The 18,580-nt window shown below is 62.7% G+C and carries 18 protein-coding genes, 1 tRNA gene, 2 rRNA genes and 1 pseudogene (1 of these 22 cut by a window edge); 5 read left to right on the top strand and 17 right to left on the bottom strand.

Translation table 11 applies throughout. The annotated features are described in order from the left end of the window. Window positions 1-11: 11 nt before the first annotated feature. The gene (gene rpmF, locus NUH86_RS14390; protein ID WP_024021087.1) at window positions 12-191 is read right to left on the bottom strand and encodes a 50S ribosomal protein L32; all 180 of its coding nucleotides are present in this window, start codon (window positions 189-191) and stop codon (window positions 12-14) included. Window positions 192-398: 207 nt separating this feature from the next. Between rpmF and NUH86_RS14385 the strand changes: the two genes are divergently transcribed. Further along, window positions 399-830 carry an MAPEG family protein gene (locus NUH86_RS14385; RefSeq protein ID WP_267250126.1) on the top strand — a complete coding sequence of 144 codons (432 nt, stop codon included), beginning with the start codon at window positions 399-401 and terminating at the stop codon, window positions 828-830. Window positions 831-832: 2 nt separating this feature from the next. Here NUH86_RS14385 and NUH86_RS14380 read toward each other — a convergent pair whose 3' ends face one another. From NUH86_RS14380 to NUH86_RS14360, 5 genes are read right to left on the bottom strand one after another with little or no spacing between them, the layout of a single operon-like run. After that, window positions 833-1,489 (bottom strand): MBL fold metallo-hydrolase, encoded by a 657-nt coding sequence (locus NUH86_RS14380; protein WP_267250125.1) that lies wholly within the window; start codon window positions 1,487-1,489, stop codon window positions 833-835. Window positions 1,490-1,527: 38 nt separating this feature from the next. Further along, complete coding sequence (locus NUH86_RS14375; RefSeq protein WP_267250124.1) at window positions 1,528-1,953, bottom strand: RrF2 family transcriptional regulator; 426 nt, start codon at window positions 1,951-1,953, stop codon at window positions 1,528-1,530. 39 nt (window positions 1,954-1,992) lie between these two features. Continuing rightward, window positions 1,993-3,018 (bottom strand): glycerophosphodiester phosphodiesterase, encoded by a 1,026-nt coding sequence (locus NUH86_RS14370; protein WP_267252152.1) that lies wholly within the window; start codon window positions 3,016-3,018, stop codon window positions 1,993-1,995. Between the two features lie 11 nt (window positions 3,019-3,029). Next, complete coding sequence (locus tag NUH86_RS14365) at window positions 3,030-3,386, bottom strand: ArsC family reductase (protein WP_267250123.1); 357 nt, start codon at window positions 3,384-3,386, stop codon at window positions 3,030-3,032. A 5-nt stretch (window positions 3,387-3,391) separates the two neighbouring features. Next, on the bottom strand, window positions 3,392-3,772 hold the full coding sequence (locus NUH86_RS14360) for a RidA family protein (RefSeq protein ID WP_267250122.1): 381 nt from the start codon (window positions 3,770-3,772) through the stop codon (window positions 3,392-3,394). 143 nt (window positions 3,773-3,915) lie between these two features. Between NUH86_RS14360 and NUH86_RS14355 the strand changes: the two genes are divergently transcribed. Further along, entirely contained in the window at window positions 3,916-4,221 is a 306-nt protein-coding gene (locus NUH86_RS14355; protein WP_267250121.1) for a hypothetical protein, read from the top strand. An 84-nt stretch (window positions 4,222-4,305) separates the two neighbouring features. Here NUH86_RS14355 and ssb read toward each other — a convergent pair whose 3' ends face one another. From ssb to NUH86_RS14335, 4 genes are all read right to left on the bottom strand, one after another. Further along, the gene (ssb, locus tag NUH86_RS14350; protein ID WP_267250120.1) at window positions 4,306-4,854 is read right to left on the bottom strand and encodes a single-stranded DNA-binding protein; all 549 of its coding nucleotides are present in this window, start codon (window positions 4,852-4,854) and stop codon (window positions 4,306-4,308) included. Between the two features lie 50 nt (window positions 4,855-4,904). Next, entirely contained in the window at window positions 4,905-6,761 is a 1,857-nt protein-coding gene (gene feoB / locus NUH86_RS14345; protein ID WP_267250119.1) for a ferrous iron transporter B, read from the bottom strand. Further along, window positions 6,758-7,033, bottom strand: a complete 276-nt coding sequence (locus NUH86_RS14340) for a FeoA family protein (RefSeq protein WP_267252151.1) — start codon at window positions 7,031-7,033, stop codon at window positions 6,758-6,760. The genes feoB and NUH86_RS14340 overlap by 4 nt, the downstream gene beginning before the upstream one ends. Before the next feature lie 87 nt (window positions 7,034-7,120). Then, window positions 7,121-7,786, bottom strand: coding sequence for a COQ9 family protein (locus NUH86_RS14335; protein ID WP_267250118.1), 666 nt, complete (start codon window positions 7,784-7,786; stop codon window positions 7,121-7,123). Between the two features lie 206 nt (window positions 7,787-7,992). Here NUH86_RS14335 and NUH86_RS14330 point away from each other — a divergent pair, with 206 nt between their 5' ends. Beyond that, window positions 7,993-9,078, top strand: coding sequence for an alkene reductase (locus NUH86_RS14330; protein WP_267250117.1), 1,086 nt, complete (start codon window positions 7,993-7,995; stop codon window positions 9,076-9,078). A gap of 63 nt (window positions 9,079-9,141) precedes the next feature. Here the strand turns inward: NUH86_RS14330 and NUH86_RS14325 are convergent, their stop codons facing one another. Next, window positions 9,142-9,438: an SEL1-like repeat protein gene (locus NUH86_RS14325; protein WP_267250116.1), complete on the bottom strand. Its 297-nt coding sequence runs from the start codon at window positions 9,436-9,438 to the stop codon at window positions 9,142-9,144. Window positions 9,439-9,637: 199 nt separating this feature from the next. On the opposite strand from NUH86_RS14325, the gene NUH86_RS14320 reads away from it, so the two are divergent. Beyond that, window positions 9,638-10,912: a multidrug effflux MFS transporter gene (locus NUH86_RS14320; RefSeq protein ID WP_267250115.1), complete on the top strand. Its 1,275-nt coding sequence runs from the start codon at window positions 9,638-9,640 to the stop codon at window positions 10,910-10,912. A 31-nt stretch (window positions 10,913-10,943) separates the two neighbouring features. Here the strand turns inward: NUH86_RS14320 and NUH86_RS14315 are convergent, their stop codons facing one another. Next, complete coding sequence (locus NUH86_RS14315) at window positions 10,944-12,560, bottom strand: amino acid permease (protein WP_267250114.1); 1,617 nt, start codon at window positions 12,558-12,560, stop codon at window positions 10,944-10,946. A gap of 163 nt (window positions 12,561-12,723) precedes the next feature. On the opposite strand from NUH86_RS14315, the gene pgeF reads away from it, so the two are divergent. Next, window positions 12,724-13,485, top strand: a complete 762-nt coding sequence (gene pgeF / locus NUH86_RS14310) for a peptidoglycan editing factor PgeF (RefSeq protein WP_267250113.1) — start codon at window positions 12,724-12,726, stop codon at window positions 13,483-13,485. Window positions 13,486-13,549: 64 nt separating this feature from the next. On the opposite strand, the pseudogene NUH86_RS14305 reads toward pgeF, so the two are convergent. From NUH86_RS14305 to NUH86_RS14285, 5 genes and pseudogenes are all read right to left on the bottom strand, one after another. After that, window positions 13,550-14,478 (bottom strand): annotated as a pseudogene (locus NUH86_RS14305) (IS110 family transposase). A gap of 242 nt (window positions 14,479-14,720) precedes the next feature. After that, a protein-coding gene (locus NUH86_RS14300; protein ID WP_267249575.1) for an IS3 family transposase occupies window positions 14,721-15,859 on the bottom strand; the annotation gives its coding sequence in 2 pieces (ribosomal slippage) (window positions 14,721-15,601 and window positions 15,601-15,859; 1,140 coding nt in all). 417 nt (window positions 15,860-16,276) lie between these two features. After that, window positions 16,277-16,353: transfer RNA gene (locus NUH86_RS14295), tRNA-Met, on the bottom strand. A 71-nt stretch (window positions 16,354-16,424) separates the two neighbouring features. Then, a 5S ribosomal RNA gene (gene rrf / locus NUH86_RS14290) occupies window positions 16,425-16,539 on the bottom strand. A 136-nt stretch (window positions 16,540-16,675) separates the two neighbouring features. Then, window positions 16,676-18,580: ribosomal RNA gene (locus NUH86_RS14285) — 23S ribosomal RNA — on the bottom strand; it runs 891 nt beyond the window's last position.

Genomic DNA, 18,580 nt, shown 5'->3' with positions numbered 1-18,580 from the left:
ATTCTTAGTCGTCAGGCCCCGACGGCGACGATTTCGCGACCGTTATAATGGCCGCAGGCGTCGCACAGATTGTGCGGGCGCTTCAGTTCGCCGCAGTTCGAGCATTCCTGGAACGCTTCGACGCGCAGCGAATCGTGGCTGCGGCGCATGCCGCGACGGGAGGGGGACGTTTTCCTCTTGGGGACAGCCATGTCGGCACCTTATTCCGTAATTGATCGTTTAGTGCGACTGGCCAGTTCCGTATGGATGCGGACGCCAACGGCGCCGCAGACCCATGCGGCCCGGATGATCGCGAAGCCCTGCGCCTATAGCGTTTTTTGACCCGTGCGCAAGTCCTTCTTGCCCCTTCGCCGTGGCGCCCTATTCTGGCGACATCACGATAAACGGGGGGAAATCCGATGTTGCTGCCGATCACGCTGACTCTGGCGGGGGCCTGCGCGCTGCTCAATATGTGGCTGGGGATACGCTGCACGCGAATCCGGATCGCGGACCAGGTGCTGCATGGCGATGGCGGCAGCACGCTGCTGGTCAAGCGGATGCGGGCGCACGCCAATTTCGTCGAATATGTGCCGGTGACGCTGATTCTCTTCGCACTGGTGGAACTGGCGGTCGGCACGTCGATCTGGCTGTGGGGCGCGGCGCTGATTCTGGTGGTGGCGCGAATCGCCCACGCATTCGGCATGGATGCGGACAAGCCGACGGTGTGGCGCGGCGGCGGGGCGACGCTGACCTGGCTTGTGATGGTCGGGATGGCGGCGACGGCGCTCATCATCGCCTATGGGGCGACGCGAGAGGTGCCTGCGCCGCCCGCCATGGCGATGATTCGGTAGGATCAGGCCAGGACGGAATCCGCCACGAAGGGATTGGTGCGGCGTTCATGGGCGAAGTTGCTCATCGGGCCATGGCCGGGGACGAAGGCCGTATCGCCGCCCAGGGGCCAGAGCTTGCCGGTGATCGCGTCGATCAGATCCTGATGATTGCCCATAGGGAAGTCGGTTCGGCCAATCGACCCCTGGAACAGCACGTCACCCACGACGGCGAGCTTGCTGGGGGCGTGGTGGAAGACGACATGGCCCGGCGTGTGGCCGGGGCAATGATAGACGTCGAGCGTCAGATCGCCCACCGTCACCCGGTCGCCGTCCTGTAGCCAGCGGTCGGGTTCGAAGCTTTCGCCCTCGATGCCATATTGGGCGCCGTCTTCGCCGAGCCTGTCGATCCAGAAGCGGTCGGCCTCATGCGGGCCTTCGATCGGTACGCCAAGGTCGCGGGCGAGCATGCCCGCCTGGCCGCAATGGTCGATATGGCCGTGGGTGACCAGGATCTTCTCGATGGTGACGCCATGCTGTTCCGCCGCCTTTTTCAGCATGGGAAGATCGCCGCCCGGATCGACGAAAGCGCCCCGATTGGTCGCCGTGCACCAGAAGAGCGTGCAATTCTGCTGAAGCGGGGTGACGGGGATCAGGGCGGCTTTAAGGGGCGGATTCGTCATGCCGTTGATGTGGCGAAGCTGCGGGCCGGGCGCAAGGCTTAGGCTGTATCCTCTGTCGAGAAGTGTTCCGCCAGGCTGATGCTGTCCAGCACCTTGGCCGTTTCGTCGCGCACGCGCAGCATCACGCGATGCAGGCGGCATTCCGATTCGGGCAGGCAATTGGTGCAGGTCTCGTGCGCGAAGCGGCTGGCGCAGGGCGTGAGCGCCAGCGACCCCCGCGTCAGCCGGACGATGTCGCCATAGCTGATGTCGACCGGCGCCAGCGCCAGCCAATAGCCCCCGTCGCGCCCGCGCTGCGTCGCCACCAGCCCTTCCCGCGCCAGTTCCGACAGGATCACCGTCAGGAATTTGGACGGGATATTCTGGCGCGTGGCGATCTCGTTCAGGGGCACCGGTCCTTGCCGGTAACGGTCTGCGAGATGCTGGAGGGCGCGGATAGCGTAACGGGTCTTCTGCGAAAGCATAGGGCTGTTATTCGCCCCCGCCGAGGATTTGACAAGTCATCAAGGCGCGGGATTCAGCGCGTCACGCGCCTGTTTCGGAAAATCGCTGAACATGGCGTCGACCCCGGTGCGGGCGACCGCCCGGACATAGCCGGAAAAATCGCCCCGGCCCTGCGGATCGTCGGGGCGCTGGAAGGCGGCGGGCAGGAAGCCGTTTTCCATGCGCAGCGTCCAGACATGGACTTCCAACCCCGCCTGATGCGCGCGCTCGACCAGACCCGTCGGGCCTTCCGGCGCCAGCACCATGGCGGTCGCCGGGCCAATGCCGTCGGCATAGTCCGCGATCTGCTTCAGCCCCTGCGTCGTCAACATGTCGGCATAGGTTACGCCCGGCTCATCGGCGGGACCGCCCTCGCTATAGACGAGCTGGATCAGGCGCAGGCGCGACAGGGCGCGCAGGGCCTTCAGATTGCCGACCTCGAACGACTGGATGAAGACCGGATCAGCCTCTGTCTGGTAGCCATATTTGCCGAGCAGCGCGAGCAGCGGCGCCTGATGCGGCAGGCCGATGCCAGCGAAATAGCCGGGATGCTTGGTTTCGGGATAAAGGCCGATGCGGCGGCCGGTTTCCGCTTCCTTGGCGCGGACCAGCTTCAATATCTCCTCGAAGGTGGGGATGGGGTAAAGGTCGTTGAAGCGGCTGTTGGCGGAACGAAGTTCGGCCAAGCGCTCGCGGGCGCGCAGGGTGCGCAGTTCCGCCAGGGTGAAATCCTCCGTAAACCAGCCGGTGACGGGCTGGCCGTCGATGGTCTTGCTGGTCCTGCGGGCGGCGAATTCGGGATGATCGGCGACGTCCGTGGTACCCCCGATCTCATTTTCATGCCGGGCGACGAGGATGCCGTCACTGGTCAGCACCAGATCGGGTTCGATATAGTCCGCGCCCTGGTCGATGGCGCGTTCGTAACCGGCGAGCGTATGTTCGGGCCGCTCGCCGCTGGCCCCGCGATGGGCGATGATGAAAGGTTCCGCCATCACGGGCGCCGCCGTAGCGAGGGTCAGGAGGAGGATGGCAATCGTCTGGAGCATCCTCCCCAGGATCATGCCTTCACGCCCTCCAGAGCGTCCTCATAGGTGGTCGCCTTGAAGCCGACGATGGTGCGGTCGCCCAGGTCCAGGATCGGGCGCTTGATCATGGACGGGTTGCCCATCATCAATTGCACCGCCTTGTCCGCGTCGATATGGGCCTTGTCCCCGGCATCCAGCGCCTTGAAGGTCGTGCCGGACCGGTTGAGGATCGTTTCCCATCCATGTTCCCCGACCCAACCGCGCAGCGCCGCCTCATCGACGCCCGAAACCTTGTAATCGTGGAAGCTGTAGGGCTTGCCGCTATTGTCGAGGAAATTGCGCGCCTTCTTGATCGTGTCGCAATTTTTGATGCCGTACATGGTCAGCATGGCTGTCATCCTTTGAAAGCGGTGACTTCGATCTCGATCTTCATCTCCGGCTTGATCAGGCCGGTGACGATGCAGCTTGCGGCGGGGCGGATTTCCCCGAAGACCGGCGCGGTCGCTTCGCCCAGCACGTCCCAATAGGCGGGGTCCGTGATGTAATAGGTCACGCGGACGACGTCGGCGAAGGAGAATCCCGCCTCTTCCAGCGCACGGCCGATGACCTTCAGCGCGTTCCTGCCCTGCTCGACCACGCTTTCGGGCATCGCCTTGGTTTCGGGATCGGTGCCGGTGGTGCCGGCGACGAAGCACCAGTCGCCCTGGACGACGGCGCGCGAATAGCCGACCTGCGCCTCGAAAGGCGAGCCGGAGGAAATGAGCTGGCGGGGCATGATATTCCCTTTGTGCGGAGCGAAGAGCGATGGACGGAAAGGATCGGCGGCTCTTGCCCGGTCGGCAGGATGCTGTCCAGAGGCTTTATGCGGCGCGGAACAGCCGCATGGTTGACCCGTTGATGGGGGGAAGGAGACAGGCGATGGACGATGCCGACAAGAACCGCTTCCCCGACCCGGACGAGGAGAATAGCGAGCAAGCCGAGCGCGGTTCGCAGGCGCAGGATGTGGCCGACGATGCGCGGGTCCGTTCGACCGATCCGGCCGGGGACAGCGAACATGGCGGCAAGGCCAATCCAGCGCAGATATTGCCCGACGATACCCCCGATCTGGTGGACAAGATGAAGGAAATGGTCAGGTCGGGACGGATCGATACCGATGCCTTCGCCGGAGAGCCGCAGATGGACGATGAAGAAGACAGTCTTGGCCCGACTGAGGATGAGGATTAGCGTTTGACGCCCATCGAACCGACCCATAAAAAAACGCCCCGGCCGAACGGCGAGGGCGTTTTTTTTGATCGAAGGCGGAAAGCGTCAGAACGGCACTTCGTCATCCAGGTCATTGTCGAAATTAGGGCCGCCCGCGCCGCCGCGCCCGCCGCCCGATGAACGGCTGGCCCCAGAACCGGAGCCGCCGCCGCCGAAATCGTCATAATCGCCGCCGCCGAAGCCGCTCGATCCACCGCTCCAGTCGCCACCACCCTGCGAACGGCCACCACCGCCGCCGCCCGGCGCTCCGTCGAGCATGGTCAGCACGGCGCTGGGGCCCTGCAACACGACTTCGGTGGTATAGCGGTCATTGCCCGACTGGTCCTGCCACTTGCGGGTCTGCAACTTGCCTTCGATATAGACCTTGCTGCCCTTGCGCAGATAGCGTTCGGCGACGCCCGCCAGACCTTCGGAGAAGATCGCGACGCTGTGCCATTCGGTGCGCTCTTTACGCTCCCCGCTGTTGCGGTCTTTCCAGCTTTCGGACGTCGCGATGCGGATGTTGCACACCTTGCCGCCATTCTGGAAGCTGCGGACTTCCGGGTCCGCGCCCAGATTGCCCACCAGAATGACCTTGTTGACCGAACCCGCCATGTTTCCTCCGAAGCGTTACCAGGCCCTTATAGAAGGCTCTCAGGCGGACGCTACCCCAAACCCGCCGAAACCGCCGCCCAATAGGTGAACCCGGCGGCGGCATAGGCCAGCGCGAACAGATAGCCCATCATGAACAACGGCCATTTCCAGCCGTTGGTTTCGCGGCGAGTGACGGCGATGGTGGAAATGCATTGCGGCGCGAAGACGAACCAGGCGAGGAAGGCGAGCGCCGTCGCCAGCGACCAACGCCCCTGCAACCGCTCGCCCAATGTGCGGTTCAGCGCATCCTCGTCATCGCCCGCGTCGATCGCATAGACGGTGGCGATGGCCGACACCGCGACCTCCCGCGCCGCCATGGAGGGGAGCAGCGCGAGGCTGATGTCGCGATTGAAGCCGATCGGCTCCACCAGCACATGGATGCCGCCCGCGATCCGCCCCGCAATGCTGTATTCGCTCTGGCGGACGCCTGCGGGCGCCTGCGGGAAGCTGGCCAGCACCCAGAGGATGATATTGGTCATCAGGATGATGGTGCCAGCGCGCTTCAGGAAGATGACGGCGCGCTGCCACAGGCCGATAAGGATATCCTGCGGGCGGGGCCATTGATATTTCGGCATCTCCATCAGGAAACCGCCGCTCTGCCCCTTGGTCACGGTCAGGCGCAGCGCCCAGGCCGCCACCATCGCGCCGACGATGCCGGCGACATAGAGGAGGAAGAGGACCAGCCCCTGGAGACCGACACCCGGTCCCACGCTGCGCGCCGGGATGAAGGCGGCGATGATCAGGCCATAGACCGGCAGCCGCGCCGAGCAGGTCATCAGCGGCGCGATCAATATGGTGGTCAGCCGGTCCTTCGGGTCGGAGATGGTGCGGGTCGCCATGATCCCCGGCACAGCGCAGGCGAAGGAGGAGAGCAGCGGAATGAAGGCCCGGCCCGACAGGCCGACCCGCGCCATCAGCGCATCCATCAGGAAGGCGGCGCGGGCCATATAGCCGGTCGCCTCCAGCATCAGGATGAAGAAGAAGAGGATCAGGATCTGCGGCAGGAACACCACCACCGCGCCGACCCCACCGATGACGCCCTGCAGCAGGAAGTCGTGGAGGATGCCTGGCGGCAGCGTGGCCGTGATGGTTTCGCCCAGCGCCGTGACCCATCCTTCCAGCAGGTCGGCGGGCGCGGCGGCCCAACTGAACACCGCCTGGAACATCACGAACAGCAACGCCATCAGGATCAGGAAACCGGCGACGGGTTGCAGCAGCACCCGGTCGACGGCGGCGGTCATGCGGCGGGACGGGGTTTCGCGCACGATGGCGGCGCGGGCGATGCGGCGCGCTTCCTTGCGCAGCCCTTCGAAATCGGGCTGCTCGCTGGAGGAACGAACCCTGCCCGCGCTGCCGTCCAGCATGGATTCCAGTTCGGCGCGCAGATGATCGAGGCCGCGCTTGCGCACCGCGACGGTGGAGATCACCGGCACGCCCAGTTCGCGGGAGAGGATATGGGCGTCCAGTTCCAGCCCGTCGCGTGTGGCAAGGTCGACCATGTTGAGCGCCACGATGGTTGGCAGGCCAAGCGCGATCAGCTCCAGCGCGAAGCGGAGATGGTTGTCCAGATTGGAGGCGTCGACCACCACCACCAGCGCGTCGGGCAGGCGTTCGCCCTCCTGCTTGCCCAATATGACGTCGCGGGTCACCTGTTCGTCCGGACTGGCGGGATTGAGGCTGTAGGTGCCGGGCAGGTCGACCAGTTCGATCGGTCGGCCGTCGGACAGGGAAAAGCGGCCCGCCTTGCGCTCCACCGTGACGCCGGGATAATTGCCCAGCTTCTGTCGGGCGCCGGTCAGGGCGTTGAACAGGGCGCTCTTGCCGGCATTGGGATTGCCGACCAGCGCGATCAGCGGCAGGCCGGTCATGCGTCTTCTTCCTGCGGCCCAGCTTCTTCCTGCGGTCCCGTGCGCACCGTGATGGCGGCGGCGTGGTTGCGGCGCATGGCGATGGTCATGCGGCCGACCTTGCAGGCGATGGGGCCGCGTCCCAACAGGCCGCCATGGTGCAGCGCCTCGACGCTGGCGCCTTCGCACAGGCCGAATTCGCGGAGCCGCTGGCCGTCGGATGCGGACAGGGCGTTCCAGTCGATCAGGTCCACATAAGCGGGTTGGCGCAGCGGCAGGTCGGTCAGGCGCAAGGGTAAGGCACTCGTCATTTACTTCTGCGAGTGACTATCAATACCGATTGGAAAAGACCAGCGCGAATCCTTGCCGGCCCGCGCCGGTCATATGGCGGGGTAACGCAGCCGCCCGACGAAACGGGCCAGGCTCAGCCGTTCGCCGCCGCCGATACCCTTCCACTGGGCCTTGGCGCGCTCGAACCGCATCACGCCCTCTATCCGGCGGGCCAGGAAAGCCCGGGTTTCCGCCCAATCCTCGCTCTCGTCATCGACGAAGACCAGCAGGGTCGCGGCATAGACGCCCGCCAGCGTCAGCCGCTTCGTATAATGGTTGAGGTCGGTCGTCTCGTCGCCCGCCGCGCGCCACATGGCGTCCGCCGCGCGCCAGCCCAGCTTCACGGCGCGGGCGGCGTTGCGCGGCATGGCCAGGATCGCCTGGGTCCGGCGCAGCGCCTCGCGGTCGCGGGCCAGCAGGGTCAGGCGGGTTTCGACAAGCGAGATGATGCGTTTGCGAATCGACAGGGCAGCCAGCTTTTCCGGCGGCAACGCCTCCAGCATGCGCGCATCGATGCTGGCGAACCAGGCGTCGATCATGTCCATCGCGCCGCCGGGAAAGGCCAGCGCGGCAATATCGGCATCGATGGCGCACTGCTCCGCCGCCATGGCGACCGCTTCCGCCCGCCAACCGTCGAAGGCGGCGTGGCGGGGCAGGATCGGGGCAAGCGCGGCGCGGACTTCGTCCAGCGTCATGTCCTGGTGCGTCGGGGTCATGACAGGCTATTACGCCCGGCAGGGCGGGCGCACAAGCGCCGGCGCGGGTCCAGCCGCAGGATGACATTAGCCAAAATCAATGCGGGGATAGCAAATCTTGGTATCGCTCAACAGGAAAGAGGGGTTGAAGCAGCCTTGATGGCTTCTTAGCTGGCTTTGGCAGGCATTCCCGTTGCAATATGCAACTTTTAAGAGGGAAAATTTTCATGGCCAATCTGTTCGAACCGCTGCAACTCGGCGCGATCCATGCGCCCAACCGCGTGCTGATGGCGCCGCTGACGCGCAGCCGCGCGACCCGCGACCATGTTCCCACCCCGATCATGGCGGAATATTATCGGCAGCGCGCCTCGGCGGGCCTGATCATCAGCGAGGCGACGGGCATTTCGCGGCAGGGCCTGGGCTGGCCCTACGCGCCGGGACTCTGGTCGGACAAGCAGGTCGCCGCGTGGCGGCCGGTCACGACGGCCGTGCATGAGGCAGGCGGGCGGATCGTTGCGCAACTCTGGCATATGGGGCGCGCGGTGCACAGCAGCGTGACCGGCGAACAGCCCGTGTCGGCCAGCGCCAGCGCCGTGCCGGGCAATGCGCACACCTATGAAGGCAAGCAACCCTATGAGGTGGCGCGGCCGCTGGGCATCGATGAAATTCCCGGCGTGATCGCGGATTATGCCCACGCAGCGAAAAACGCCGTCGCCGCCGGTTTCGACGGCGTGCAGATCCATGCCGCGAACGGCTATCTGATCGACCAGTTCCTGCGCGACGGCAGCAACCATCGGGACGACGATTATGGCGGATCGATCGAGAACCGCATCCGCCTGTTGCGGGAGGTGACGCAGGCGGTGGTCGACGCCATCGGCGCCGAGCGCGTGTCGGTGCGCCTGTCGCCCAATGGCGATTCGCAGGGCGTCGACGACAGCGACCCCTCGTCGTTGTTCGCGGCGGCGGCGGAGGCTTTGCAGCGGATCGGCATCGCCTTTCTCGAACTGCGGGAACCGGGACCGGACGGCACCTTCGGCCGCACCGACGTACCGCGCCAGTCGCCGGTCATCCGCCAGCATTTTTCCGGGCCGCTGATCCTGAACAGCGATTATGATCTGGAGCGGGCGCAACGGGATCTGGACAGCGGCCTGGCGGACGGCGTGAGCTTCGGCCGCGCCTTCATGGCCAATCCGGACCTGCCGAAACGCCTGCTGATCAACGCGCCGCTCAACAACCCGGACATGGCGACCTTTTACAGCCAGGGCGCGGAAGGCTATGTCGATTATCCGGCACTGGAAAAGGCAACGGCATAGAGACGCCCGGATTCGATTGCGGAAGCCAAGGACGGGAGCGTTTCCACTCCAGTGGAGACGCTCTCAGGCGGCGCGCAACTGCGTCGTCGCGATCAGGGCGCGGGCCTGACGCTGGGCTTCGGCGATTTCGCGCGCCGACATTTCCCCGGCCACTTCCGCCCGCATCGTCTGGCCTTCCTCGCTGCCCTTCAGGGCGGCCAGGTTGAACCATTTATGCGCCTCGATCAGGTCGACGGGCAGGCCGCCAGTGCCGCAGCTATAGGCGACCCCCAGATCGAAACAGGCTTCCGCGGTTCCGCTCGCCGCGCCCGAAAGACGGCTCTCCATCAGAAACTGCGCGCTTTTCAGACCATTCGCCATGACCGAATCCCCCTCATGGATTTCGACTAGATGGTTTTCGATGAGGGGCAGGCTGCACCGGCGATGGATAAAAAATGGTTAACGTCTTTTATACCAAATATTGTCGCAATTGCCGTCGGGCGGACGTGAGGGGCGTTAACGCCTCCTCACAGCACTAAAAGGGTGGCGCGAGCGTTCGATTGTCCCCATAGCCACCGGCATGACAGATCATCGCGAAATCCCCGGAGAACAGCCGAAAAAGGACATTGCTTTCCGCGAGTTCGTCATACTCTGCGCGTGCCTGATGGCGATCAACGCCCTGTCCATCGACCCGATGCTGCCAGCCCTGCCCGCCATCGGCCAGGACTTGAAGGTTCCGCATCCCAATGACCGGCAGTTGATCATCAGCGTCTATTTTCTGGGGCTGGGGGTCGGATCGCTGCTGTTCGGCGTGCTGTCCGACCGATTCGGGCGGAAGCGCGTGCTGGGCAGCGCCATGGTGCTGTTCATCCTCTCCTCCATCGCCTGCGCCTGGGCGCACAGCTTCGCCACGATGCTGGCGGGGCGCGCCTGCGCCGGTTTCTTCGCCGGCGCCAGCCGCGTCATCACCGTCAGCATCATCCGCGACCGCTTCAGGGGCGATGCGATGGCGCGGGTCATGTCGCTGATCTTCGCCGTGTTCATGCTGATCCCCGTGATGGCGCCGGCTTTCGGTCAGGCGATATTATGGATCGCCCCCTGGCGCTGGATATTCTGGGCGCTGGCGATTCTGGCGACGCTGCTGCTGCTGTGGATGATGACGCGCCTGCCGGAAACGCTGCTGCCTGAAAATCGCTTGCGGATCAGCGCGGGCGTCATTTTCCGGACGGTCGGGTCGATCTTCCGCACGCGCAGTTCGATCGGCTATATGCTGGCGAGCGGGGTGGTGATGGGCGGCCTGATCGGCTTCATTCTGTCCGTGCAGCAGATATTTTTCGACATTTTCGGGGCGCAGGAGATTTTCCCCTTCGCCTTCGCTGCCATCGCGGGCAGCATGGGGGTCGGCAGCCTGCTCAACAGCCGCCTCGTTTCCCGCTTCGGCGCGCGGCGATTGAGCCAGACGGCGCTGCTGTGCCTTGTGCTGATCAATGCGGTGCATCTGGCGGTGATCCTGGCGGGCCATGAGACGATTGTCAGCTTCATGATCCTGCAGTCGTGCACGATGATGACGGTCGCCTTCACCGCGTCCAATTTCAGCGCCATTTCGATGGAACCCTTCGCGAGGGGGGCAGGCGTCGCCTCCTCCTTCCAGGCGTTTTTGACCACGGCCTTGTCCAGCGCGCTCGGCAGCCTGATCGGCCTCGCCTTCGATGGGACGACATTGCCGCTGACTTTGGGACTGGCGGTGTTCGGCTCGCTCTCCTTCGTGATCGTCGCCTGGGCGGAACGGGGGAAATTATTCACCCGCCCCCACCTTGCGGGACTGCGCAATACCGAATTCGAAACCCTGCGGTAGAAAAAAGGGGGCGGTGTCCGCCCCCCTTCCATCAAGCGTCCTGGCCGCCCGGCGTGGGCGCGCCCGGCATGGGCGGCACCGGCTGCGGCGGAATGCCGACATCCTGTTCATGGATTTCGACCAGGCCGCGCCCGACATGGCTCTTGCGATAGCCATAGACGAAATAGAGTATGAGGCCCAGGCCGCCCCAGACCGGCAGGACAAGCTGCGCGTCGACGGGCAGGTTGAAGAAGAGGAAGACGCAGCCGAAGGCCGCCGTCGGCGCGATCACCCAAACCCCCGGCGTGCGGAACGGACGCGCCCGCCCCGGTTCCTTCACGCGCAGCACCAACACGGCGATGGACACCATGAAGAAGGCGAAGAGCGTGCCGGAATTGGAGATGTCCGCAAGCTGGCCCACGGGCAGCAGTGCGGCGCCGATGGCGACGAAGATGCCGGTCACGATGGTGACGACATGGGGCGTCTTGAACCGCGGGTGGATGCTGGCGAGCTTTTCAGGCAGCAGGCCGTCGCGCGCCATCACGAAGAAGATGCGGGTCTGACCGAACATCATCATCAGGATGACGGACGGCAGCGCGAGATTGGCGGCCAGACCCAGCGCATTGCCGACCACCGTCCAGTTGATCGATCGCAGCACATGGGCCAGCGCTTCGTTGGAGCAGACGAGATCCTGGGCATGGGCGGCGGTGGCGCAGGCGGCGGCAAAGCCCTGCGATCCGGGGGCGACCACCGAACCGTCCGGACCCAGCACGGGCTGCGCACCGATCGCGCCGATCGCGCCGGCCGCCACCAGCAGGTAGAAGACGGTGCATAGCGCAAGGCTGCCGATCAGGCCGATGGGGACGTTGCGTTGCGGATTCTTGGTTTCCTCGGCTGCGGTCGACACCGCGTCGAAGCCGACATAGGCGAAGAAGATCGATGCTGCGGCGCCGACGATGCCCATGCCGCTGGTGCCTTCCGGACCGAACCAGCCATTGGGCGCGAAGGGTGAGAAATTGCCAGTTTCGAGTGCAGGCAGCGTCAGAATGATGAAGGCGGTCAGCGCGGTCACCTTGATGGCGACGAGCACGGCGTTGACCCGGGCGCTTTCGGTGGTGCCGACGACCAGCAGGGCCGTCACTGCCAGCGCCACGACGATGGCGGGAATATTGATGACGCCATGGGTGAAGTCGGCGTGGGGAATCAGGCCGTTCATCGTCCAGACCGGCCCCGCGGCGAGTGCCTGTGGCAGTTCAAGCCCGGTTATACTTTTGAGAAGTCCCATAAAATAGCCGGACCAGCCCACCGAAACGGCGCTGGCCGCGACCGCATATTCCAGGATGAGCGCCCAGCCCACCATCCAGGCGAGCAGTTCCCCTACGACGGCATAGGTGTAGGTGTATGCGGAACCGGACACCGGCACCATGGAGGCGATTTCGGAATAGCAGAGCGCGGCGAAGGCGCAGACGGCGCCCGCGATCATGAAACTCCACATCATGCCCGGCCCCGCCTTTTGCGCGGCGGCTGCGGTCAGGACGAAAATGCCGGTGCCGATGATGGCGCCGACCCCCAATAGCGTCAGTTGAACCGGCCCCAATGTGCGGACGAGCGATTTCTTTTCGGCAGTGGCCAATATCGCGTCTAGTGGCTTTATGCGCCCGAAGATCATGGTGGAGCCCTTTATCTTTGATGTCTTTTGCCCGGGCGGCCGTTGCGGCCGCTCCCCTTTTGTGATGAAGCGGAGACTATCGCCTAATCTGGCGCACGCAAGTATGTTGCGCATTTGGGACATGGTTCAAAACACTTCCCAGGAAGGTCCGGAGAAATGAAGCATGGTTGAATTGCTGCGAGCGGCTGGCTTGGGCGATGTCTTGCACGGTTTCGCCGGGCGGCGCGGTGGCGTTTCGACGGGACTTCATGCGGGTTTGAATGTCGGATTGGGGTCGGAGGATGAACGGGACGCGGTGCTGCGTAACCGCGATCTGGCCCGCGATGCGCTGTTGCCGGGCGGGACATTGGTGACGGTGCATCAGGTTCACTCGCCCGATGTGGTCATGGTCACGGCGGCTATTCCCGCCGACGACCGGCCCGCGGCTGACGCCATGGTCACGAATCGGCCAGGACTGATATTGGGGATTCTCACGGCGGATTGCGTGCCGGTGTTGTTCGCCGATGCGACGGCAGGCGTCATCGGCGCGGCCCATGCCGGATGGAAGGGCGCGTTGACAGGCGTCACTGACCGCACAATCGGGGCCATGGAAGCACTGGGCGCTTCGCGGGGCCGGATCGCCTGCGCGATCGGTCCATGCATCGGGCGGTCGTCCTATGAGGTGACTGTCGATTTCGCCGCGCGTTTTGCGGCGGAGGATGCGGAAAATGACCGCTTCTTCACGGCGGGGCGGGAGGGGCACTGCCAGTTCGACATCGCGGCCTATGTGGCGGCTCGGCTGGCGGGCGAAGGGATCGGCCAGATCGAATTGCTGGACGAGGATACCTACAGCCAGCCCGATCGCTTTTACAGCTATCGGCGGTCATGCCATCGCAACGAGCCGGATTATGGCCGGCAAATTTCGATGATCGCTTTGCGGGGATAACGGCGGAATCGCGCCATAGTGGCGGCATCCAAGGCTGATTTTGAGACTAGAGTATCCGTGATGGTCAACCCTGAGATTGTGCCCAGCACCTATCGGCCTTGAGCAATGCGTTTGCGGTGACGACGAGCTTTCGCATGACGGCGGTGATCGCGATTTTGGCGGGCTTCCCCGCGTCGACGAGTTGTTGATACTTGGCCTTGAGGTCAGGGTTGTATCGGGCGGCGACGAGTGCCGGCATATAGAGAGCCTGCCTCACGTTGGCGCGTCCGCCACGGATGAAGCTTTTGCCTTTCCATTGTCCGGACTGTCGCGCGACGGGGGCGAGACCAGCAAGCGATGCGGCCTGTTTGTTCTCAAGGCTGCCGAGTTCGGGCATGGTGGCGATGAGCTGGTTGGCGGTCAGCGTTCCCACACCCGCAATGCTGGTCAGGATCTGGTGCCGGCGCGTAAGTACGGCATCGGCGGCGATCAGGTTGGAGATCTCGGTGTCGAGAGCCTCGATATGCCGATCGATTTGTTCGAGCCGCTGGCGACACTGGCGCTTGAGAAAGGCGATGGTGAGATTTTTCTCGCGATTCTTGAGCGCCGTGCGGTCACGAACCAGGCCGTCGCGGGCATTGATGAGCTCCGCCATGTGGGCCTGCTGTGCGCTTCGAGCGGGTCTGACCGGTGGTTGCAAGGTTGCGGCCATACGAGCCAGCAGGATGGCGTCAATGCGATCGGTCTTGGCCAGCGTGCCAGTCGCCTGGGCGAAGCGCCGGGCAGCTTCACACAGGGCCAGTTGGTCAGCGCCGCCTCCAGTGCGCGATGATAGGTGCCGGTTGCCTCATAGGCGATCCGTTCGACCGGCCATTGTCGTAGCCAGGCGATCAGCGCCTTGTGGCCCCTGGCCGTGTTGGCGAACTGGCGCTCGAAGCCGGCGGGGTAGGCATGGCAATCAAGGCTCGCTTTGGAGATGTCGATGCCGATCGTCTGTGGTAGATTGTCGCTCATCTTTTCCGCTGGCCCATGCTTGTCATCCGGGTCCAAAACCCTGGTATCCGTTCGGGCCTGATGGAAAAGAAAGGGGCGATCCTACTCTAACCCGGTCCCTAGAGGTGGCCGGGTTGGTCTGAACGGCGATCGGCATTGGATAAGTGGACCGTCTGCCGATTGTTTGCTCGCACTGCCGATATGGGGCGTCATGCAGGAGGGCGTAGCCCGACCGGAGTGACGCCCCATATCGGCGGCCAAATTCATGCTGCCATCGCCACGGGCAGGTTGTCAAAATATGCCTGGTCCGGGGTCTTGGCGCTAAGGCTCGAATGCGGCCTCTTCGCGTTGTAAAAGCTCAGATAACGACCGATCGATCCCCGGGCTTCGCTGACCCCGCCGTAGGCGTGCAGATAAACCTCCTCGTATTTCACCGAGCGCCACAGGCGCTCGACCACCACATTGTCGCGCCATGCGCCCCGCCCGTCCATGCTGATGGCGATTTTCTCCCGGTGCAGCACGCTTGTGAAGGCGAGCGAAGTGAACTGACTGCCCTGGTCGGTGTTGAGAATCTCCGGTTTTCCGAAGCGCGCGAGCGCTTCCTCCAATGCCTCGACACAGAAGTCGGCCTCCATCGTGATCGACACCCGCCAGGCCAGGACCTTCCGGCTGAACCAGTCAACGATGGCCACGAGATAGACGAACCCCCTCGCCATCGGGATGTAGCTGATGTCAGTCGCCCAGACCTGGTTGGGCCGCACAATCGGCAGTTTGCGCAGCAGGTAGGGGTAAATCTTGTGCCCTGGTGTCGGCTTCGATGTGTTCGGGCGACGGTAACTCGCTTCGATCGCCATCTTCTTCATCAGCGTGGCGACATGCTGGCGGCCGATCTCGATGCCTTCCTGCCGCAGCAGATCGCGCAGCATCCGACTGCCCGCGAATGGAAATTCCAGGTGTAGTTCGTCGATGCGCCGCATGATCGTCAGATCAGCCGCCGAAACCGGCCTGGGCAGGTAATAGACGCTGCCCCGGCTGATCCCAAGTGTCCGGGCCTGCCGCGCGAGCGGCAAGCTGTGCGATCGATCGATCATCGCTTTGCGTTCGGCAACAGACCCGCCTTGCCGAGCGCGCCTGACAAAAAATCGTTCACCAGCGTCAGTTCGCCAATCTTGGCGTGCAGCGTCTTTACGTCGATCACCGGCTCGGCAGCGTCGTTCCGCGTCTCGCTGCCGAACACACCAGCGGCCCCTTCCAGAAGTTGCCCGCGCCATTGCGTGATCTGGTTGGGATGCACGTCAAACTGCTGCGCCAACTCGGCCAGCGTCTTCTCGCCCTTCACGGCAGCCAATGCCACCTTCGCCTTGAATGCCGGGCTGTGATTCCGGCGTGGTCGTTTGCTCATCTCTGCTCCTGTCTCGCGGCTACTCTGGCCGCCGTCAGGCAGAAAATCCACTTATCCCACTGTCCAATTTTGCCAGGCCACCTCTCCTGAACGACCCGCGGTTTTGCGATCCGTCCCCTTCCGCCCGGGCCGGAGTGGCCACCCCGGCCCGGGCAATCCAGCATGACCCAAACGGATGGCAATGTCATAAGACAAGCGGTTTTCGATCTGATTGAATCAGATCGACCGCTCTATTCCTTTGTTTTACCGCGATTTCTTAAACGTCAGATGATGCCATCTGACTGGAAATCGATCTAGCGCCATATTTTTATGAAAGGATCGAATGGAAGAACGCTGTGCGTTGGGATCGATCCGAAAGGCCGATGCGCCGAACCCATCATCAGGGCGGTATGCTATCTTGACGTATCTTGCGGCCTCTGGTTGCGGGAGTAGGATTTGAACCTACGACCTTCAGGTTATGAGCCTGACGAGCTACCGGGCTGCTCCATCCCGCGACACTAGAGATCGCTGCGGAGGCCGCATTTGTTTTGTGATTGGGTTTTTATTTCAAAGCGCGAGCTTCAATGCCTGGCGACGCCCTACTCTTCCGGGGCTTGAGCCACAGTACCATCGGCGCAGACTGGTTTCACGGCCGAGTTCGGGATGGGATCGGGTGGGTCACAGACGCTATGGTCACCAAGCAATGAAGCTTGCGCTTTGGGTTTTTCGATGCCGTGCACGTTTTGCTATGTGTGTTTGTTATCTGGCATGAGCTTATCACCACGCTCGATGGCTGACGCTGGGTTTTATTCCAGTGTTGTCATTGATGGTGGGACTCTCAGGCGCGATCAGAGCAATTAGGACCGGTTAGCTTCATATGTTACCACACTTCCACATCCGGCCTATCAAGGTCGTGGTCTACGACCGCTCGAAGAAATCTTATCTTGAGGGAGGCTTCCCGCTTAGATGCTTTCAGCGGTTATCCCGTCCATACATAGCTACCCTGCTGCGCCGTTGGCACGACGACAGGTACACCAGAGGTATGTTCAACCCGGTCCTCTCGTACTAGGGTCAACTCCTCTCAAATTTCGACGCCCACGGCAGATAGGGACCAAACTGTCTCGCGACGTTCTGAACCCAGCTCACGTACCACTTTAATTGGCGAACAGCCAAACCCTTGGGACCTGCTCCAGCCCCAGGATGTGATGAGCCGACATCGAGGTGCCAAACGATTCCGTCGATATGAGCTCTTGGGAATCATCAGCCTGTTATCCCCGGCGTACCTTTTATCCGTTGAGCGATGGCCCTTCCACGAGGGACCACCGGATCACTATGACCGACTTTCGTCTCTGCTCGACTTGTCAGTCTCGCAGTCAGGCGGGCTTATGCCATTGCACTCTAACAGACGGTTTCCAACCGTCCTGAGCCCACCATCGCGCGCCTCCGTTACTCTTTAGGAGGCGACCGCCCCAGTCAAACTACCCGCCACAGAGGGTCCCTGCACCGGATAACGGTGCGAGGTTAGACATCAGAAAACAACAGGGTGGTATTTCACCTATGGCTCCACCGGAACTGGCGTCCCGGCTTCAAAGCCTCCCACCTATGCTACACAGTTCTTTCCTAATGCCACTCTGAAGCTGCAGTAAAGGTGCACGGGGTCTTTCCGTCTAACCGCGGGTACTCCGCATCTTCACGGAGAATTCAATTTCGCTGAGCATATCCTGGAGACAGTGGGGAAGTCGTTACGCCATTCGTGCAGGTCGGAACTTACCCGACAAGGAATTTCGCTACCTTAGGACCGTTATAGTTACGGCCGCCGTTTACCTGGGCTTCAATTCAGTGCTTGCACACCTCCTCTTAACCTTCAGGCACCGGGCAGGCGTCAGGCCCTATACGTCGTCTTGAAGCCGACTTAGCAGAGCCCTGTGTTTTTGCTAAACAGTCGCTACCCCCTGGCCTGTGCCCCCCACAAAAAGTTGCCTTCATGTGGGGCCTCCTTCTTCCGAAGGTACGGAGGCAATTTGCCGAGTTCCTTCAGGATACTTCTCTCAAACGCCTTGGTATACTCTACCATTCCACCTGTGTCGGTTTAGGGTACGGTCTATACGGAGGGGCTATTTCCTGGGACAACTTCCCTGCCTGGACCAATCCAATAAGGCCAGACAAGTTACGCCATCCGTCACACACCTCCAGGCCCACGAATATTAACGTGGTTCCCATCGACTACCCCCTTCGGGCTCGTCTTAGGGGCCGGCTTACCCTGCTCAGATTAGCTTTAAGCAGGAACCCTTGGAATTTCGGCGACAGTGCATCTCACACTGTTAATCGCTACTCATGTCTGCATTCGCACTTCCGATACCTCCACCACCCATTACCAGATGGCTTCAACGGCCTACGGAACGCTCCGCTACCGCGTGATCATGAAGATCACACCCTAAGCTTCGGTGCACGTCTTGAGCCCCGTTACATCTTCGCCGCAGAACCTCTTGTTTAGACCAGTGAGCTGTTACGCTTTCTTTAAAGGATGGCTGCTTCTAAGCCAACCTCCTGGTTGTTTTGGAAGTTCCACATGCTTTCCCACTTAGACGTGACTTGGGGACCTTAGCTGTAGGTTAGGGCTGTTTCCCTTTTGACGACGGACCTTAGCACCCGCCGTCTGTCTGCCGAACTAGACTCGTTGGTATTCGGAGTTTGGTTAGAGTTGGTAGATCTCGCGACCCCCGCATCCATCCAGTGCTCTAC

This window comes from Sphingobium sp. JS3065 (assembly GCF_026427355.1).
GTDB lineage: Bacteria > Pseudomonadota > Alphaproteobacteria > Sphingomonadales > Sphingomonadaceae > Sphingobium.
This window is presented reverse-complemented; position numbering and strand designations above follow the sequence as displayed.

What these genes read in the sequence shown, in the direction of transcription:
- rpmF (WP_024021087.1), bottom strand. Translation starts at nt 191, where the DNA reads ATGGCTGTCCCCAAGAGGAAAACGTCCCCCTCCCGTCGCGGCATGCGC.
- NUH86_RS14385 (WP_267250126.1), top strand. Translation starts at nt 399, where the DNA reads ATGTTGCTGCCGATCACGCTGACTCTGGCGGGGGCCTGCGCGCTGCTC.
- NUH86_RS14380 (WP_267250125.1), bottom strand. Translation starts at nt 1,489, where the DNA reads ATGACGAATCCGCCCCTTAAAGCCGCCCTGATCCCCGTCACCCCGCTT.
- NUH86_RS14375 (WP_267250124.1), bottom strand. Translation starts at nt 1,953, where the DNA reads ATGCTTTCGCAGAAGACCCGTTACGCTATCCGCGCCCTCCAGCATCTC.
- NUH86_RS14370 (WP_267252152.1), bottom strand. Translation starts at nt 3,018, where the DNA reads ATGCTCCAGACGATTGCCATCCTCCTCCTGACCCTCGCTACGGCGGCG.
- NUH86_RS14365 (WP_267250123.1), bottom strand. Translation starts at nt 3,386, where the DNA reads ATGCTGACCATGTACGGCATCAAAAATTGCGACACGATCAAGAAGGCG.
- NUH86_RS14360 (WP_267250122.1), bottom strand. Translation starts at nt 3,772, where the DNA reads ATGCCCCGCCAGCTCATTTCCTCCGGCTCGCCTTTCGAGGCGCAGGTC.
- NUH86_RS14355 (WP_267250121.1), top strand. Translation starts at nt 3,916, where the DNA reads ATGGACGATGCCGACAAGAACCGCTTCCCCGACCCGGACGAGGAGAAT.
- ssb (WP_267250120.1), bottom strand. Translation starts at nt 4,854, where the DNA reads ATGGCGGGTTCGGTCAACAAGGTCATTCTGGTGGGCAATCTGGGCGCG.
- feoB (WP_267250119.1), bottom strand. Translation starts at nt 6,761, where the DNA reads ATGACCGGCCTGCCGCTGATCGCGCTGGTCGGCAATCCCAATGCCGGC.
- NUH86_RS14335 (WP_267250118.1), bottom strand. Translation starts at nt 7,786, where the DNA reads ATGACCCCGACGCACCAGGACATGACGCTGGACGAAGTCCGCGCCGCG.
- NUH86_RS14330 (WP_267250117.1), top strand. Translation starts at nt 7,993, where the DNA reads ATGGCCAATCTGTTCGAACCGCTGCAACTCGGCGCGATCCATGCGCCC.
- NUH86_RS14325 (WP_267250116.1), bottom strand. Translation starts at nt 9,438, where the DNA reads ATGGCGAATGGTCTGAAAAGCGCGCAGTTTCTGATGGAGAGCCGTCTT.
- NUH86_RS14320 (WP_267250115.1), top strand. Translation starts at nt 9,638, where the DNA reads ATGACAGATCATCGCGAAATCCCCGGAGAACAGCCGAAAAAGGACATT.
- NUH86_RS14315 (WP_267250114.1), bottom strand. Translation starts at nt 12,560, where the DNA reads ATGATCTTCGGGCGCATAAAGCCACTAGACGCGATATTGGCCACTGCC.
- pgeF (WP_267250113.1), top strand. Translation starts at nt 12,724, where the DNA reads ATGGTTGAATTGCTGCGAGCGGCTGGCTTGGGCGATGTCTTGCACGGT.